This window comes from Clostridium sp. E02, from assembly GCF_003833015.1.
Lineage (GTDB): Bacteria > Bacillota > Clostridia > Lachnospirales > Lachnospiraceae > Lacrimispora.
The window spans coordinates 1-14,803 of sequence record NZ_RJLQ01000030.1 but is presented as its reverse complement, the minus strand read 5'-3'; the positions used below and the strand labels follow the sequence as shown (position 1 = coordinate 14,803).

Sequence of the window (14,803 nt, the reverse complement as noted above, 5' to 3'; positions counted from 1 at the left end):
AATAAGAGTTGTTCATCTCTATAAACATCAGTATAATAAGGAAATGTGATAAAATCATGTTAGAACTGTGAAAATTAAGTGAAGGAAAATAAAAATGTTCTTGTATCAGAAAATAGACAATCATATAAAAATACTAGGCTGCCTCGGATATGGTGGGGAAGTGCAGATCCCAGAGCGAATTGGAAATGATCCGGTAACGGAGCTTGCGGATTACCTTTTTCACGACGGAGCCGGAAGAAGCCAGATGTTATCGTTATTTGGGGACTTAATCCAGGTCGGTGAGGAAGATGGAACTGTTGCAACACTAAATGAAACCAAACAGCTTCCTATTATAAAAGGGGAGAACTTAAAAGAATTGTATTTGCCAGAAACCATTGAGAAGATAGGGAACTATGCATTCTATAACTGTTATGAACTAAAAAAAATAGTTTTTAAAAGTTCCATATCCGATCTTGGTTCCGGTCTGTTTACTGGCTGCCATAACATAAGAGAATTAGACATTCATATTGTAGATGGTGTTTCTTCTTGCATGAAAGATGTAATCTCAGAACTGCGTCAGGAACTATATGTAAATTATAATAGCAGTCAAGGCAACGCAAAATTGTTATTTCCGGAAATGTTTGAAGAATCGGTTGAACATACCCCGGCGAGAGTGGTGTTACGGGAAATGCATGGATGCGGACATCGGTATCGATACTGTTTTGATCACACCGAATTTCAGTTTCATAAATACGATGCACTTTTTCCCTATCTGCGGGTTCAGCATTCCAGACAAACGGTTGCAACGTTAGTCCTTTTAAGGCTTTCTACTCCCATTCATATATTAAGGGAAGATAAGAAGGCGTATGAAACCTATTTGGATGAGAATATGCAATACGTTTCGCAAATAGCATTGGAGCTACTTGGGGGAGAGTTGTTTCTCTGGCTTGCGAAACAATATGCGGCAAGCAGCGAACGTTTGGACTACATGGTGGATTTGGCAGTTAAATCAGAGAAAACAGAATTATTAAGTACGCTTATGGATCTACGCCGCAAGCGATTTCCGGCAAAGAAACGTTCCTTTTCTCTGTAATAGATAATTAAGAAGGTGAAGCGATGATTGATCCGGTAAGACAAAGGCAGCTAGATGAGTTAAAAGAGGTCGAGCTTGGGCAAGAGATATTAAACAATGCAAGAAATGAACTATATGTAAAATTTCATTACCTCGATGTGGCATTAAGCAGCTTTTCCTATGAAGCAGACAGGAGAAGCAAAGGGATTGGAACCGATGGTAAGGTGATTTATTATCAGCCGGAGCAACTGTTTATAATCTATCAAAGAAATCGTGTTTATGTAAACCGAACCTATCTGCATATGGTGTTCCACTGTTTGTTTTGCCATTTGTGGAGAAGAGGAGAAAGAAAAAAAGAGGAATGGGATCTTGCTTGTGATATAGCAGTGGAATCCATCCTAGATGGGATGTATGCAAAAGCTGTTTACCGCCATCAGACTCCCTATAAAAGAGAAAAATACGCTATGTTTTTAAGCCGTTTGAATGTTTTGACGGCAGGAGGCATTTATAATATACTTCAACAAATGCAAATAAGCAGCGAAGAATTACATAAAATGGCAGCCGAATTTTATGTGGACCATCATAATAGATGGGAAGAGGAAGAACCTAGATTAAAAATGCAGCGCCAGAATGAGTGGGAGAACACCCGGGAGAAAATGGAGACAGAGATGGAATCTTTTGGGGAAGAGAAAGAGGATTCCGGGAAAAACTTATTGGAGCAGGTGAAAATAGAAAATAGGGAACGATATGACTATAAACGTTTCTTAAAGAAGTTTGCAGTTCTAAAAGAAGAGGCTCAAATTGATCCCGATTCTTTTGATCCCGTATTTTATGCTTATGGGATGTCCCTTTACAAAGACATGCCTTTAATCGAACCAATGGAAACCAAAGAGGTTTTTAAAATCGAAGATTTTGTTATTGTAATTGATACCTCTATGTCAGTATCTGGAGATTTGGTACGACGTTTTCTGGAAGAAACCTATGGAATATTAGGGGAATCAGAAAGCTATTTCCGAAAAATTAACATTCATATCATACAGTGCGATGAAACCGTCCGTTCCGATGTTACCATTACAAGCAGGAAAGATATGGAAGATTATATGGAAAACTTTACGCTGTCAGGATTTGGAGGTACCGATTTCCGACCTGCATTTGAATATGTGAATGGGCTTATCAACAAAGGAGCATTTAAAAAACTGAAAGGGCTTTTGTACTTTACGGATGGAAAAGGAATTTATCCGGTGAAGATGCCGCCCTATGAAACCGCATTTATTTTTGTCAAAGACCAGTATGAAGACATATCCGTTCCAGGGTGGGCAATTAAATTGATACTAACCTGGGAAGACTTAGACGTGAAATAACAGGAGATATTATGAATATAAAACGAGCAAAAGAAGAGATTAAGAATACGATTTCGGCTTACCTATTGAAAGATGGACACGGTTCCTATGAGATCCCTTCCGTAAGGCAGAGACCTGTCTTTTTAATGGGACCGCCAGGAGTGGGCAAGACACAGATCATGGAACAGATTGCAAGGGAATGCAAGGTGGGGCTGGTGGCTTATACCATCACCCATCATACCCGGCAAAGTGCAGTGGGGCTGCCATTTATCAGCGAGAAAAATTTTGGCGGCAAACCATATCGAGTTACCGAATATACCATGAGTGAGATTGTAGGCTCTATTTACCAAAAAATTGAAACAAGCGGAATGAAAGAGGGGATTCTTTTTATAGATGAGATTAACTGTGTTTCTGAAACGCTTGCTCCTACCATGCTTCAGTTTTTACAATATAAGACATTTGGAAATCACAAAATTCCAGATGGATGGATAATTGTAACGGCTGGTAATCCGCCAGAGTATAACAAATCGGTTCGTGATTTTGATGTGGTAACGTTAGACCGAATCAAATTGATTCACATTGAACCTGATTTTGAAGTTTGGAAAGAATATGCCTATGAGCATGAAATTCACCCGGCTGTTATTTCCTATCTGAATGCCAGAACGGAAAATTTCTGTAAAATTGAAACCACGGTAGATGGAAAATTCTTCGCTACCCCGAGAGGCTGGGAAGACTTATCTAAGTTTATGGAGGTATATGAACGTATTGGGAAAGAGATGGACCGAGATGTGATAGGGGAATACATCCAGTTTCCAAAGATTGCCAAGGATTTTACAAACTATTTAGAACTATACTATAAGTATAAAGAAGATTATCAGGTAGAGGAGATTCTATCTGGGACCATTCGGGAACAATTATGTAACAAACTAGGACGTGCTCCATTCGATGAAAAACTAAGTGTCATTGGGTTGATTTTATCAAAATTAACGCAGGGATTTCGCCGTGTATTGGACCATGGAGATCAGGTAGAGTTATTAATGGAAGGGCTAAAACGAATAAGCCCCGATGTGAAAGGGTTTGAGAACTCATCAATTACGGAACGACTAAGCTGGTTAATCGGTCAATGGAGATCAGAACGGGATCGAAAAAAAGAGGCTGGGCTGTTAAGCAGAAAAGAAGATTATCTGCAGCAGGATACAGAAAAGATTTTAATGGAATATGAAAAAACACTCCGGGAAGAAGTACCACCAGACAATGAAACTGCATGGAATCGCATTCGGCAGATGTTTGAAGAAGAGCATGAAACCTACGATGAATATGTGAGAGCGTGTGGAGTTAAACTGGAGTATTCCTTCGATTTTATGGAAGCGGCATTTGGAGACAGCCAGGAAATGGTGATATTTATTACAGAGTTAAACTCTAGCGACAGTAGTGTTAAATTCTTGAGAGAATATGAATGTGAACGGTATTATCAATACAATGAAAGACTGTTGTTTCAGAATCGGGAAGATGAAATAAAATCCAGAATTAATAGTTTGGGAAAATAATGTATAAAAACCAGAATCCTTCTCCATAATAAGAAAGAAAAGGAGGTAGTACCATGGGAAATAAAGCATTGAATTATACTGCCCTAACCATTGCTATCATTGGTGCGGTAAACTGGGGGCTGGTAGGTTTCTTCAATTTCAACCTGGTGTCATTTATTTTCGGGAGCATGACATGGCTCACAAGGATCGTGTATGCTTTGGTAGGAATTTGTGGGTTGTACCTGCTTACCTTTTATGGTCACTCAGATGTAAGTACAGAAAAATAGTCTTTGATGTTTCAGAAAGGGCATTGTCTTGTAACTGGTTACTTCGTTGCGAGACAATGCCCGATTCTTACCCCAATTAAGACTGCATAGCTCTCCAAGTACCCCCTACTCGATTATCTTTATACAATTATGTCCTTTAATTCTCTTTTGGGAACGTAGTGAATCTGATTTTCATCTCTGTAATAAGCGACGTTTCCGTCTTCCTTTACTGGTACAATCACCACCTCTTCTTTTGGCTTTCCAAGAGCCAGAACCAGATCAATGGAATAAAGAGAAGGATCGATATCAAGAGATTTTGCCAGCTGATTTCTCTTTACATTTCCTAGCATACATCCGCCATATCCCATTTCTGTGGCTCCAAGCATAATAGTTTGTGCTGCGATTCCATCGTCAATTGGTTTGTTTTTCCCCAAAGAAAGATCGCATAAAATTATAATATAGGCAGAGGGGCGTTCTCCTTTTTCAGGTCCTGACCAATCAGGCAAAGCACCGGCCCATCCCAGAGAATCAAACACATTTTCTTTCTCTTTTTCTGTATACACCAGTCGAAATTTAAGTGCTTGGGAGTTTGCGGTGGAGGCGGTAAAACGGGTAAGATCCACCAATTCCATTAATTCTTCAACTGGAATCGACTGAGTTTCATAGAAACGGCGGTAGGTACGACATTTGGAAACAAGAACTTTTAACATAAAATTACCTCCTGATCGTTTGGATTTCTATCCATTTTTTATAGAAAGTATAGCAGTACAAGGAAAAAACCGCAATGGGTGCTAGAAAAACCGCAAATCCATGAACAATTCTAGCATTTAAAATACATACCTTTTTGGAAGGGAAATGGTAAAATACAATAAAATAAAATGCGTATTCTATGTAAAAGTTGTGTAAAATATAAATAAAAAATGAAAATATAACAAAATAATTGAGTTTAATGGTATAAATACATAAAAAGTAATTCGCCTATTTTTGATAATTTGTAATAAAATTTAAGAATTTGGCTGATTATTATTAAGAAAAAAATCATATTGAATTCATTGACTTTGTTTTCTGAAGGTGATAAACTGAGAATCGACTTCAGAAAACAAAATAAACAAGAAGTCACGGCATCATGAAGCTTATGAATCATGAAGTCACAAGGAGGAGAATTATTATGAAATTAACAACAAAAAAACTTGTACTTACAGGCGTAGCTGTATTATCAATGGCAGCAATCTCTGCATGTGGTAGCACAAAGACAGCAGAAACTACAGCAGCTACAGAAGCTGAAGTAACTACAGAAGCAGTTACTGAAGAAGTAACTACAGACGAAGCTACAGACGAAACAACTGAGTCCGTAGAAGATGCATCTGAGGATGCTACATTAGAAGAATCTTCAGAAGAAGCAAAAGATGGTGAAGAAACCACAGAAGCAGATGCTTCCAAAGAAGAGACTACAGAAGAAGCTGAGTCTACAACAGCAGCTAACTAATTATAATATTAGAAGCTTAGAAGGATTGAATTCCTGGACGGGGACATGTGTCTCCGTCTTTTTTTGCGTACTTAGCTAGGCAGAGGGTGTGATTTTGTGATATAATTCTTCAAATAGCTATGTTAAGGAGGACCTTTTCATGAAAATAACTTATATTCATCACAGCTCTTTTCTTGTGGAACTTACATCAGGTTCTCTTCTTTTTGATTATACCGAGGGGAACCTGCCTAAGTTGAAGCAAGATAAGCCTCTGCTTGTCTTTGCAAGTCATCGTCACGGGGATCATTATTCGAACAAAATTTCAGAACTGAAAAAACAATATAAGAACACGAGATTTATTCTATCCGATGATATATGGAAACAAAAAAAGGATATTCCTGTTTCCGCTGTTACGGTTATGAAACCAGGACAGATCTATACAGAGACCTCTGTATTCGAAAATGGATATGATGTAGAGATCATTACATACCAGTCTACAGATGAAGGCGTTGCATTCCTGGTAAAAGCAGAAGGCAAAACCATCTATCATGCCGGTGATCTAAACAACTGGAGATGGGAAGGAGAACCAGATGACTGGAATGAACGTATGGCAGAGAAGTATTCCAAAGAAGTGGACAAGCTGACAGATCATTCCATTGATGTGGCATTTCTTCCCCTGGATCCCAGACAGGAAAATGCGTTCTATTTGGGATTTGACGAATTTATGAGAAAAATTAAGGTATCTCGCGCATTTCCTATGCATTGTTGGGGAGACTTTTCAGTAATTCAACGGTTAAAAGATATGGAAGAGTCTGCGCCTTATAGAGATAAAATCATTGAGATCCATAAGGATGAGGAGAACTTTTTAATAAATTAGGAGAGAATGTCATGGACAGTGGAAACAATCAGCTTGTGGAAAAGACACCAAAAGAACAAAGAGAGATCTTAAACGCTGCAATGCAGGCAGGGCACATACTCTTAGAGAACGGGGCAGAGATATTCCGTGTGGAAGAGACGATGGACCGTATCTGCCGGCATTTTGACATTGATTCTGGAAGTTCCTTTGTACTGAGCAATGGTATCTTTACAACAGCAGGGAGTGGGAGGGAAGAAATATTTGCTAAGGTTCAGCATATTCCCGTTGGAACCACTCATTTGGAACGGGTGACTGCTGTAAATCAACTGTCTCGTGAGATGATAGAAAAATCGCTTACACTTAATGAGGTGAAAGATAGGCTTGACGAGATTCAGGTCATGCCAGGAAAATCAAAGATTCAAAAAATTCTGGCTTCAGGTGTGGGAAGCGCTTGTTTTTGCTATCTCTTTGGAGGAAATGGAACGGATAGTATGGCTACATTTTTTACCGGACTGGTCTTATACTGTTTCGTGTTGTATATAAGCAAGCCTTACTTATCAAAATTGGTTGGGAATATCGGAGGTGGAGCTCTGATCACTATTTTATGTGCTGTTTTTTTTCAGTTAGGATTTGGGGAACACTTAAACTATATGATTATTGGTGCAATCATGCCCCTGGTTCCTGGTGTTGCATTTACCAATGCGATACGGGATATTGTGGATGGGGATTACATCGCAGGTTCTGTCCGCATGCTGGATGCACTTTTGGTGTTTTTTGGCATAGCCATGGGAGTGGGATTGGTATATAGTGTGTTTCAACAGATCACAGGAGGGTTGCTATTATGACTTTATTCTATGAAATCCTGGCGGCATTCATAGGCACCATTGCGTTTTCCCTCATATTCGGAGTCCCATCTAAATATTATCCGTATTGTGGCTTCATTGGCGGATTTGGCTGGCTTGTTTACATGCTTTTGTTAAAAGGTCTAACAGAACCTTCGGCAGCTCTGGCTGCGACCATAGTAGTTATCCTTCTTTCCCGGACGTTTGCGGTAAGAAAACGTTGTCCAGTCACCATATTTTTGATTTCAGGGATTTTCCCTTTGGTTCCGGGAGCAGGTGTTTACTGGACTGCTTATTATATTGTGACCGGGGATATGACTAGGGCGGCACAAAGTGGATATTTGGCGTTGAAGGTGGCAGTTGCCATTGTACTTGGGATTGTTTTTGTATTTGAACTTCCTCAAGGCTTTTTTCGGTTTGCAGCTAAAAAATAAATAGACCAATAAGGAAAGGGAAGATCAGATGATTCTTATTAAACAAGCACATATTATAGATCCAGAAAACCAGATGGAGCAGGAAAAGGACCTTTGCATTGCAGACGGGAAAATCATTAAAGTGGGAAATGATCTTACTTTAGAGAGTGGGAAAACATCAAAAGAGGATGTTGTCATTGATGCCAAGGGACTGATTGTGGCTCCGGGATTGGTTGACGTTCATGTTCATTTCCGCGATCCTGGCTTTACGTACAAAGAAGATATTAAAACAGGAGCCAGGGCGGCGGCAAAGGGAGGATTTACCACCGTGGTCTGCATGGCAAATACCAAACCACCGGTGGATTGTATCGATGTTCTGGAATATATAATTCAGAAAGGCAAAAAAACGGGGATCCATGTCCTTGCGGCTGCAGCTATCTCCAAGGGTCTTCAGGGGAAAGAACTGACAGATATGGAAGCCTTAAAGGCGCATGGAGCGGTAGGGTTCACCGATGATGGAATCCCTTTGCTAGATGGAATGCTTGTAAAAGAAGCCATGGAAAAAGCGGCAGAGTTATCCGTTCCTTTGAGCTTTCATGAGGAAGATCCGGCATTTATTAAAGAAAATGGCATTCATCATGGAACGATTTCTGAGAACCTTGGTATATACGGCTCTCCGGCGGTTGCGGAGGATAGTTTGGTGGCTAGAGACTGTATGATTGCTCTTCATACAAAAGCACGGGTCAATATCCAGCATATTAGTTCTGCCGGAGCGGTTGAGATGGTAAGAACTGCAAAGAAATTAGGTGCAAACGTATATGCAGAGGCAACCCCTCATCATTTTTCCCTAACAGAAGAAGCACTATTGACTCATAAATCCATGGCCAAGATGAATCCCCCTCTTCGAACTGAAACGGACAGAAAAGCGATTATTGATGGATTAAAGGATGGAACCATTGACATCATAGCGACAGATCATGCACCTCACAGTCTGGAAGAGAAATCAAAAGAGCTTACAAAAGCTCCTAGTGGGATCATTGGTCTTGAGACGGCGCTTGGGCTTGGAGTGACCAATTTGGTAAAGCCAGGGTATTTGACTATGATGGAATTGATGGAAAAGATGAGCAGGAATCCATTAAAACTCTATGACCTTCCTAGTGGAGCTATAAAAGAAGGAAGTATTGCAGATTTGGTGATCTTTGACCCCGAAGAGGAGTGGACGGTTGGGGAGTACGTATCGAAATCATTAAACTCTCCATTTACAGGAGAACGATTATGCGGAAAAGTGAAGTATACAATATGTGGGGGAACCATTGTTTATCAAGATGAACCCGAATAAAATATGAGTCAATCAAATGAGGAAACGTATATGGAGAATTTGGAAATAGAGGTTCCGACGGATACGGCGTATAAACAGGGGATCGGTCAGGATGGAGTTTTTCTTGGTAATGACGTGGATAAAATAAATTTAGACCTGGAAGAAAAAGAAAAGCAGTACGATGTGATGAAACGGTGGAGACCGTCCATTGATAAACCGCTGAGCGGGGATTTAAACGAACTCTCCTGGATTTATAAGGAACTTACTGAATTTGTTCTAGATGGGACAAAGGGAGAGGTGAGGGAAGAGGACAAAGCAGAGCTAAAACAGGCGCTTTCGGAATCTCTAATGAAAGTTTTAAACAGCCGATTAGGAGAATTAAAACTGTTGATCAAATCCTTTGGTTCTGTGAGAGCGATGAATGCTTTGAAAGCATCTCTTTACCAAAGCGTTGTTAAAATGAGGGATTCTGTTACGGAATTTGATACGGAATTTGATCAGGAACTGAATGAACTATTCCCGGGAATTAAGTACGAAGGAAAGGATTCTGGAAATCAGAGAGGAAGCGGAATCCGTAATCTGGTCAATCATGGGGAGAATCAACTGGAACAGGGGATTATCTATGAGAGAGACCGAAGTGGAACGATAAAAAATGATCCTAAATTCGCCAATACAATTTTTGAAGAAACGTCTATTGTAGTCATGGACAATCGGAATTCGTCAAACGAAAAAGTGGTTACTCCACCAATCCTCAAGCCTCTGATTTACTCGGGTGAGGACCTTGAGTTTGCGGAACGTTTTGCTCGATATGTAAATCGGGGAGGAAATTTGCTGCGGATGTCAGAGCTGACGGGAGAAAGTGAGGAACTTTACGGGTTTCTTGCTGCTCTAATGGCTATAAAGGCACAGATCTTTACCCAGTGTACTGGAATGGAAAAGGGATTGGCTTTTGATTTGAGGGAAGCCAGTGATCGGCTCAGTGATTATTACATACAGCAGGCAGCAAAAAAGACAGCCGCTAATAGTAAGAAGACAGATAATAAGAAATCATTTGAAGTCAACGCTTCTTATAAGATTTTTTATTCTATAATGAATGCGTATCAGAAAAAACAGGATCTAAATGATGCCGCAAATAAAGGCATTCGTCATGCTTACCAGCAGTTTTTAAAAAAGAGCGATTATGAAGATCTGGGAGGAGTTATGTCCTTTTTTAGAAAAAATAAGGGGGATCTGGTGGATGACTGGAATGAGGGAAAGCGGCTTCTGGAACGGGACTGGAACGGTTTTTTGAGTTTTCAGAGTAAGGACAACCCGGACAACCGATCTATTGATATTTTGGAGCTAAGCCCTTGGGGGATGTTTCTGAAACCTGGAAGTGACTTGGGAGATGAAAGAGAGTCATCTCTCTGGCTGAGGGTATTGGGAGGGATTCTTATTCTGCTTGTAGTGGTAATATTGTTCTTGTTTTAGGGACAATTTTATAATTTTCTTCTTTACAAAAACACTTTACTGTGCTAACATGGTAGCACAGTAAAACAAGAGGAGGATGCAAGTATGAAAAAAACAAGAATAATAGCAGCCTTATTGGGCTTCATGATTTTATTAAGTGGGTGTGGGACAAAGACAGAACCTGCCGGAACCACTCAGGCAGCTTCTGTTAAGAGTCAGAGTACATTTACCGTAGGGTTTGACCAGGATTTTCCACCAATGGGGTTTGTGGGAGACGATGGTGAATATACTGGATTTGATTTGGAATTGGCAAAGGAAGTGGCGGACCGCCTTGGAAAGACTTTTGTCCCTCAACCCATTGCGTGGGATGCGAAGGATATGGAGCTTAATAGCGGCAACATTGACTGCATTTGGAACGGGTTTACCATGAATGGAAGAGAAGACAATTATACTTTTACGCGTCCTTATATGGCAAACAGCCAGGTTTTCGTAGTAAGATCAGATTCTGGCATAGAGACTCTTTCGGATCTATCGAATAAGATCGTAGAGGTACAGGCGGATTCTTCTGCAGAAAAGGCATTGAAAACCAAGGCTGAACTGGCTGGCACGTTTAAACTTCTTCAGACGACACCGGATTATAATACTGCTTTCATGGATTTGGAGATGGGGGCTGTGGATGCGGTTGCTATGGATGAAGTGGTAGCTGCCTATCAGATCGAACAGAGAAAATCTGATTTTATCATTCTATCAGAATCTCTTGCAGCCGAGCAATATGGAGTTGGATTTAAAAAGGGAAATGATGATCTAAAAGATCAGGTGGAAAAGCAGTTAGTGGCAATGGACGAGGACGGTACTTTAAAAAAGATTTCAGAAAAATGGTTTGGGAAAGATGTTACCACCATTGGTAAATAACGATACATACGGAGGGAAGTCATGACTTTAGCAATGATACTAACACAACTAGCAGGAGGAATGTGGGTCAGCATACAGATATTTATGGTGACGCTTCTTTTTTCACTGCCACTGGGACTTCTTATATCGTTTGGAAGAATGTCCCGGATCCGGATCCTAAGATTGGTTGTTAAATTCTATATTTCAGTCATGAGAGGCACCCCTCTAATGTTACAGCTCATGGTGGTTTACTTTGGACCCTACTTCTTATTTGGATGGAATGTAGGCAATGGATATCGACTGATTGCAGCGTTTATTGGGTTTACCATTAACTATGCAGCGTATTTTGCAGAAATCTATCGAAGCGGCATCCAGTCCATGCCGTCGGGACAGTACGAAGCAGCAGCACTTTTAGGGTATTCAAAGATCCAGACTTTTTTTCGGATTATATTTCCCCAGGTGACGAAACGGATCCTTCCGGCGGTGACCAATGAAGTAATTACTCTAGTAAAGGATACTTCTTTGGCATTTACCATCAGTGTGTTTGAGATGTTTACGGCTGCAAAGGCACTGGCTTCTTCTCAAGCAAGTTTGATTCCTTTTGTGGCAGCAGGGCTTTTCTATTATGTATTTAACTTACTGGTGGCTCTTATTATGGAATCCATAGAAAAACGAATGAGTTATTATCAATAGGAGGAATCGGGATGAACATACTGGAGATGAGTCGTGTAGAAAAGTCATTTCAAGGACAGAGTGTTATAAAAGGAATCTCTCTAAACGTGAAAGAAGGGGAGATCGTATCTATCATAGGTCCTTCTGGTTCTGGAAAATCAACGCTTTTGCGCTGTGCAACTATGCTGGAATCCATGGACGGGGGAGAACTGAAATATTCAGGTGAGATTGCAGTGATGAGTGGTCCGGATGGCAATGCTGTCTATGCTGGGAAGGAGAAATTAAAAGAGATTCAAAAAACGTATGGTTTGGTGTTTCAGAATTTTCATCTATTCCCTCACATGACTGTGTTTAAAAATGTGATTGATGCGCCGATTCATGTGCAAAAACGCAGGAGAGAAGAGGTAGAATCTGAAGCCAGAGAATTGTTGCTAAAGATGGGACTTTCTGATAAGGAAGAAGCGTATCCCTGTGAGCTCTCGGGCGGACAGTGTCAGCGAGTTGCCATTGCACGGGCTCTTGCCTTAAATCCCAGAATCTTATTTTTTGATGAACCAACTTCGGCGCTTGATCCAGAACTTACGGGAGAAGTCTTAAAAGTCATCAAATCCTTGGCCGAGATGCAGATTACCATGGTTATTGTGACCCATGAAATGGCTTTTGCGAAAGAGATTTCTGACCGTGTGATTTTTATGACAGAAGGAAAGATCGTGGAGGAGGGAACACCGGAAGAGGTGTTTGCGTCTAAGAACTTACGTACTCAAAATTTCCTGGGAAAATATGGGGATTTGCAGTCATAAAAGGAATAACTGAATATTGGTATGACATCACGATTCAACCAAAGCAGATGAGCCATTGTTCGCTCAACTGCTTTGGTTGATTTATTTTAGCTTGTATGTTCCTAAGTGCTTAACTTTTGAATCAATACGGAAGCATTGGAATTGATTTGTGTTCCTCCTGCCAAAGTTTGCAGCGTAACAGCCGCTGCACTTGTGTGATTTCGTATCGTTATGACATCGGCAGCGGCAGCTGTAATAATGACCATACCTGGACTGGGCTGGGTGCCAGCTCCTGACCCATAGACTGCTCCTGCAACTGGAGCTCCATTTTGGTAGAGAGTGAATTGACTGGGTTCAACACCTGCAGCATAAAACCAGACGGCGTAGTCACCAGCGGTACCAATTACGATGGTGGATGTTCCAGCTACATGCGCGATGGTACCAACGATAATTCCATTGGTACTAAATAAAATATCTGCTTCTAAAGCAACGACTTGAGCAGCTAAATTGTAAATATAAGCATATTCAGTTAACCCAGTGGTGCCAGTGGGTCCAGTGTCGCCGGTAGGCCCAGTGTCACCGGTAGACCCGGTAGGTCCAGTGTCGCCAGTAGGACCAGTATCGCCCGTAAGACCGATAGGCCCGGTAGGTCCGGTGTCACCGGTAGGTCCAGTGTCACCAGCAGGTCCAGTGTCGCCGATAAGGCCAATCGGCCCAGTAGGCCCAGTGTCGCCGATCAGTCCGATAGGACCAGTATCACCGGTAGACCCGGTAGGTCCAGTATCGCCGGTAGACCCGGTAGGTCCAGTATCGCCGGTAGATCCGGTGGGTCCAGTGTCGCCAGTAGGCCCAGTGTCACCGGTAGACCCGGTAGGTCCAGTATCGCCAGTGGGTCCAGTGTCGCCGGTAGGTCCAGTGTCGCCGATCAGTCCGATAGGACCAGTATCGCCGGTAGGACCAGTATCGCCGGTAGGTCCAGTGTCGCCGGTGGGTCCAGTGTCGCCAGTAGGTCCGGCAGGTCCGGTATCGCCGGTAGATCCAGTATCGCCGGTAGGTCCAGTGTCACCAGTAGGTCCAGTATCGCCGGTAGACCCGGTAGGTCCAGTATCGCCAGTGGGTCCGGTGTCACCAGTAGGTCCGCCAGAAGGCCCGGTAGGCCCGGTAGGTCCAGTAGGTCCAGTATCGCCGGCAGGCCCGGTAGGCCCGGTAGGTCCAGTGTCGCCGGTAGGTCCAGTGTCGCCGATCAGTCCGATAGGACCAGTATCACCGGTAGACCCGGTGTCGCCGGTAGGTCCGGTATTGCCGATAAGGCCGATAGGTCCGGTAGGTCCAGTATCGCCGGTAGGCCCAGTATTTCCGGTAGTCCCAGTAGGCCCGGTAGCCCCAGTAGATCCGGTAGGCCCGGTAGGTCCAGTATCGCCGATCAGTCCGATAGGACCAGTATCACCGGTAGACCCGGTGTCGCCGGTAGGTCCGGTATTGCCGATAAGGCCGATAGGTCCGGTAGGTCCAGTATCGCCGGTAGGCCCAGTATTGCCGGTAGGCCCGGTAGGCCCAGTAGATCCGGTAGATCCAGTGGCACCAATCGGACCAGCAGGACCATTAGCACCGGTAGGTCCAGTAGGCCCAGTAGGTCCAACACAACGACAGCACTTGCATGGATAAGGTGGATGAGGTGGACAAGGTGGACAAGGTTCGCAATTTATATTTCCATGATGGGGGCATCTATTTGATGAACAATTGTTTGCGCCACCGCAATGACATATATTCATATCTTGAAATTCTTCATATTGCATTATACTACCTCCTTGTATAATAATGATATAGCCAATGAGGCTTATATCTTACTAACATCTTTTTATTCTGTAACTGAATAAGGCTTCACCCTTAATCAGAAGTTACTATTTCTTAATTACCATGTCTGACGGTTCCCTG

At 42.1% G+C, this 14,803-nt stretch carries 17 protein-coding genes and 1 pseudogene; 15 read left to right on the top strand and 3 right to left on the bottom strand.

Annotated elements, in window-relative coordinates; genetic code table 11:
• Window positions 1-94: 94 nt before the first annotated feature.
• From EFT72_RS17625 to EFT72_RS17610, 4 genes are read left to right on the top strand one after another with little or no spacing between them, the layout of a single operon-like run.
• Window positions 95-1,072 carry a leucine-rich repeat domain-containing protein gene (locus EFT72_RS17625; RefSeq protein WP_124068229.1) on the top strand — a complete coding sequence of 326 codons (978 nt, stop codon included), beginning with the start codon at window positions 95-97 and terminating at the stop codon, window positions 1,070-1,072.
• Between the two features lie 23 nt (window positions 1,073-1,095).
• Window positions 1,096-2,412, top strand: coding sequence for a VWA-like domain-containing protein (locus tag EFT72_RS17620; protein ID WP_124068228.1), 1,317 nt, complete (start codon window positions 1,096-1,098; stop codon window positions 2,410-2,412).
• A gap of 11 nt (window positions 2,413-2,423) precedes the next feature.
• Complete coding sequence (locus EFT72_RS17615) at window positions 2,424-3,938, top strand: AAA family ATPase (protein WP_124068227.1); 1,515 nt, start codon at window positions 2,424-2,426, stop codon at window positions 3,936-3,938.
• Window positions 3,939-3,991: 53 nt separating this feature from the next.
• The gene (locus EFT72_RS17610) at window positions 3,992-4,204 is read left to right on the top strand and encodes a DUF378 domain-containing protein (RefSeq protein ID WP_124068226.1); all 213 of its coding nucleotides are present in this window, start codon (window positions 3,992-3,994) and stop codon (window positions 4,202-4,204) included.
• A 119-nt stretch (window positions 4,205-4,323) separates the two neighbouring features.
• On the opposite strand, the gene EFT72_RS17605 is transcribed toward EFT72_RS17610, so the two are convergent.
• Complete coding sequence (locus EFT72_RS17605) at window positions 4,324-4,893, bottom strand: nitroreductase family protein (RefSeq protein WP_124068225.1); 570 nt, start codon at window positions 4,891-4,893, stop codon at window positions 4,324-4,326.
• A gap of 458 nt (window positions 4,894-5,351) precedes the next feature.
• Here EFT72_RS17605 and EFT72_RS17600 point away from each other — a divergent pair, with 458 nt between their 5' ends.
• From EFT72_RS17600 to EFT72_RS17560, 9 genes are all read left to right on the top strand, one after another.
• Window positions 5,352-5,669 (top strand): hypothetical protein, encoded by a 318-nt coding sequence (locus EFT72_RS17600; protein ID WP_124068224.1) that lies wholly within the window; start codon window positions 5,352-5,354, stop codon window positions 5,667-5,669.
• Between the two features lie 139 nt (window positions 5,670-5,808).
• Entirely contained in the window at window positions 5,809-6,525 is a 717-nt protein-coding gene (locus tag EFT72_RS17595) for an MBL fold metallo-hydrolase (RefSeq protein ID WP_124068223.1), read from the top strand.
• An 11-nt stretch (window positions 6,526-6,536) separates the two neighbouring features.
• Entirely contained in the window at window positions 6,537-7,349 is an 813-nt protein-coding gene (locus tag EFT72_RS17590; protein WP_124068222.1) for a threonine/serine exporter family protein, read from the top strand.
• Window positions 7,346-7,780 (top strand): threonine/serine exporter family protein, encoded by a 435-nt coding sequence (locus EFT72_RS17585; RefSeq protein WP_124068221.1) that lies wholly within the window; start codon window positions 7,346-7,348, stop codon window positions 7,778-7,780. Before EFT72_RS17590 ends, EFT72_RS17585 begins: the two co-directional genes overlap by 4 nt.
• A 28-nt stretch (window positions 7,781-7,808) precedes the next feature.
• Window positions 7,809-9,098, top strand: a complete 1,290-nt coding sequence (locus tag EFT72_RS17580; protein WP_206426677.1) for a dihydroorotase — start codon at window positions 7,809-7,811, stop codon at window positions 9,096-9,098.
• A gap of 30 nt (window positions 9,099-9,128) precedes the next feature.
• Window positions 9,129-10,547 carry a hypothetical protein gene (locus EFT72_RS17575; protein ID WP_124068220.1) on the top strand — a complete coding sequence of 473 codons (1,419 nt, stop codon included), beginning with the start codon at window positions 9,129-9,131 and terminating at the stop codon, window positions 10,545-10,547.
• A gap of 84 nt (window positions 10,548-10,631) precedes the next feature.
• The gene (locus EFT72_RS17570) at window positions 10,632-11,438 is read left to right on the top strand and encodes an amino acid ABC transporter substrate-binding protein (RefSeq protein ID WP_124068219.1); all 807 of its coding nucleotides are present in this window, start codon (window positions 10,632-10,634) and stop codon (window positions 11,436-11,438) included.
• Window positions 11,439-11,459: 21 nt separating this feature from the next.
• Window positions 11,460-12,110: an amino acid ABC transporter permease gene (locus tag EFT72_RS17565; RefSeq protein ID WP_124068218.1), complete on the top strand. Its 651-nt coding sequence runs from the start codon at window positions 11,460-11,462 to the stop codon at window positions 12,108-12,110.
• An 11-nt stretch (window positions 12,111-12,121) separates the two neighbouring features.
• The gene (locus EFT72_RS17560) at window positions 12,122-12,889 is read left to right on the top strand and encodes an amino acid ABC transporter ATP-binding protein (RefSeq protein WP_124068217.1); all 768 of its coding nucleotides are present in this window, start codon (window positions 12,122-12,124) and stop codon (window positions 12,887-12,889) included.
• A gap of 101 nt (window positions 12,890-12,990) precedes the next feature.
• On the opposite strand, the gene EFT72_RS19375 is transcribed toward EFT72_RS17560, so the two are convergent.
• Window positions 12,991-13,134: a hypothetical protein gene (locus EFT72_RS19375; protein ID WP_164473210.1), complete on the bottom strand. Its 144-nt coding sequence runs from the start codon at window positions 13,132-13,134 to the stop codon at window positions 12,991-12,993.
• 63 nt (window positions 13,135-13,197) lie between these two features.
• On the opposite strand from EFT72_RS19375, the gene EFT72_RS19370 reads away from it, so the two are divergent.
• Together EFT72_RS19370 and EFT72_RS19840 are read left to right on the top strand one after the other, a co-directional pair.
• Complete coding sequence (locus EFT72_RS19370) at window positions 13,198-13,338, top strand: hypothetical protein (RefSeq protein ID WP_164473209.1); 141 nt, start codon at window positions 13,198-13,200, stop codon at window positions 13,336-13,338.
• A 67-nt stretch (window positions 13,339-13,405) separates the two neighbouring features.
• Window positions 13,406-13,945, top strand: a pseudogene (locus EFT72_RS19840) (DUF4573 domain-containing protein); the annotation flags it as partial.
• A gap of 346 nt (window positions 13,946-14,291) precedes the next feature.
• Here EFT72_RS19840 and EFT72_RS19835 read toward each other — a convergent pair.
• On the bottom strand, window positions 14,292-14,510 hold the full coding sequence (locus tag EFT72_RS19835; protein ID WP_279222007.1) for a hypothetical protein: 219 nt from the start codon (window positions 14,508-14,510) through the stop codon (window positions 14,292-14,294).
• Window positions 14,511-14,803: the final 293 nt, after the last annotated feature.

What these genes read in the sequence shown, in the direction of transcription:
- EFT72_RS17585 (WP_124068221.1), top strand. Translation starts at nt 7,346, where the DNA reads ATGACTTTATTCTATGAAATCCTGGCGGCATTCATAGGCACCATTGCG.
- EFT72_RS17620 (WP_124068228.1), top strand. Translation starts at nt 1,096, where the DNA reads ATGATTGATCCGGTAAGACAAAGGCAGCTAGATGAGTTAAAAGAGGTC.
- EFT72_RS17580 (WP_206426677.1), top strand. Translation starts at nt 7,809, where the DNA reads ATGATTCTTATTAAACAAGCACATATTATAGATCCAGAAAACCAGATG.
- EFT72_RS17610 (WP_124068226.1), top strand. Translation starts at nt 3,992, where the DNA reads ATGGGAAATAAAGCATTGAATTATACTGCCCTAACCATTGCTATCATT.
- EFT72_RS17565 (WP_124068218.1), top strand. Translation starts at nt 11,460, where the DNA reads ATGACTTTAGCAATGATACTAACACAACTAGCAGGAGGAATGTGGGTC.
- EFT72_RS17600 (WP_124068224.1), top strand. Translation starts at nt 5,352, where the DNA reads ATGAAATTAACAACAAAAAAACTTGTACTTACAGGCGTAGCTGTATTA.
- EFT72_RS17605 (WP_124068225.1), bottom strand. Translation starts at nt 4,893, where the DNA reads ATGTTAAAAGTTCTTGTTTCCAAATGTCGTACCTACCGCCGTTTCTAT.
- EFT72_RS17560 (WP_124068217.1), top strand. Translation starts at nt 12,122, where the DNA reads ATGAACATACTGGAGATGAGTCGTGTAGAAAAGTCATTTCAAGGACAG.
- EFT72_RS17595 (WP_124068223.1), top strand. Translation starts at nt 5,809, where the DNA reads ATGAAAATAACTTATATTCATCACAGCTCTTTTCTTGTGGAACTTACA.
- EFT72_RS19375 (WP_164473210.1), bottom strand. Translation starts at nt 13,134, where the DNA reads ATGGTCATTATTACAGCTGCCGCTGCCGATGTCATAACGATACGAAAT.
- EFT72_RS17625 (WP_124068229.1), top strand. Translation starts at nt 95, where the DNA reads ATGTTCTTGTATCAGAAAATAGACAATCATATAAAAATACTAGGCTGC.
- EFT72_RS17575 (WP_124068220.1), top strand. Translation starts at nt 9,129, where the DNA reads ATGGAGAATTTGGAAATAGAGGTTCCGACGGATACGGCGTATAAACAG.
- EFT72_RS17570 (WP_124068219.1), top strand. Translation starts at nt 10,632, where the DNA reads ATGAAAAAAACAAGAATAATAGCAGCCTTATTGGGCTTCATGATTTTA.
- EFT72_RS17590 (WP_124068222.1), top strand. Translation starts at nt 6,537, where the DNA reads ATGGACAGTGGAAACAATCAGCTTGTGGAAAAGACACCAAAAGAACAA.
- EFT72_RS17615 (WP_124068227.1), top strand. Translation starts at nt 2,424, where the DNA reads ATGAATATAAAACGAGCAAAAGAAGAGATTAAGAATACGATTTCGGCT.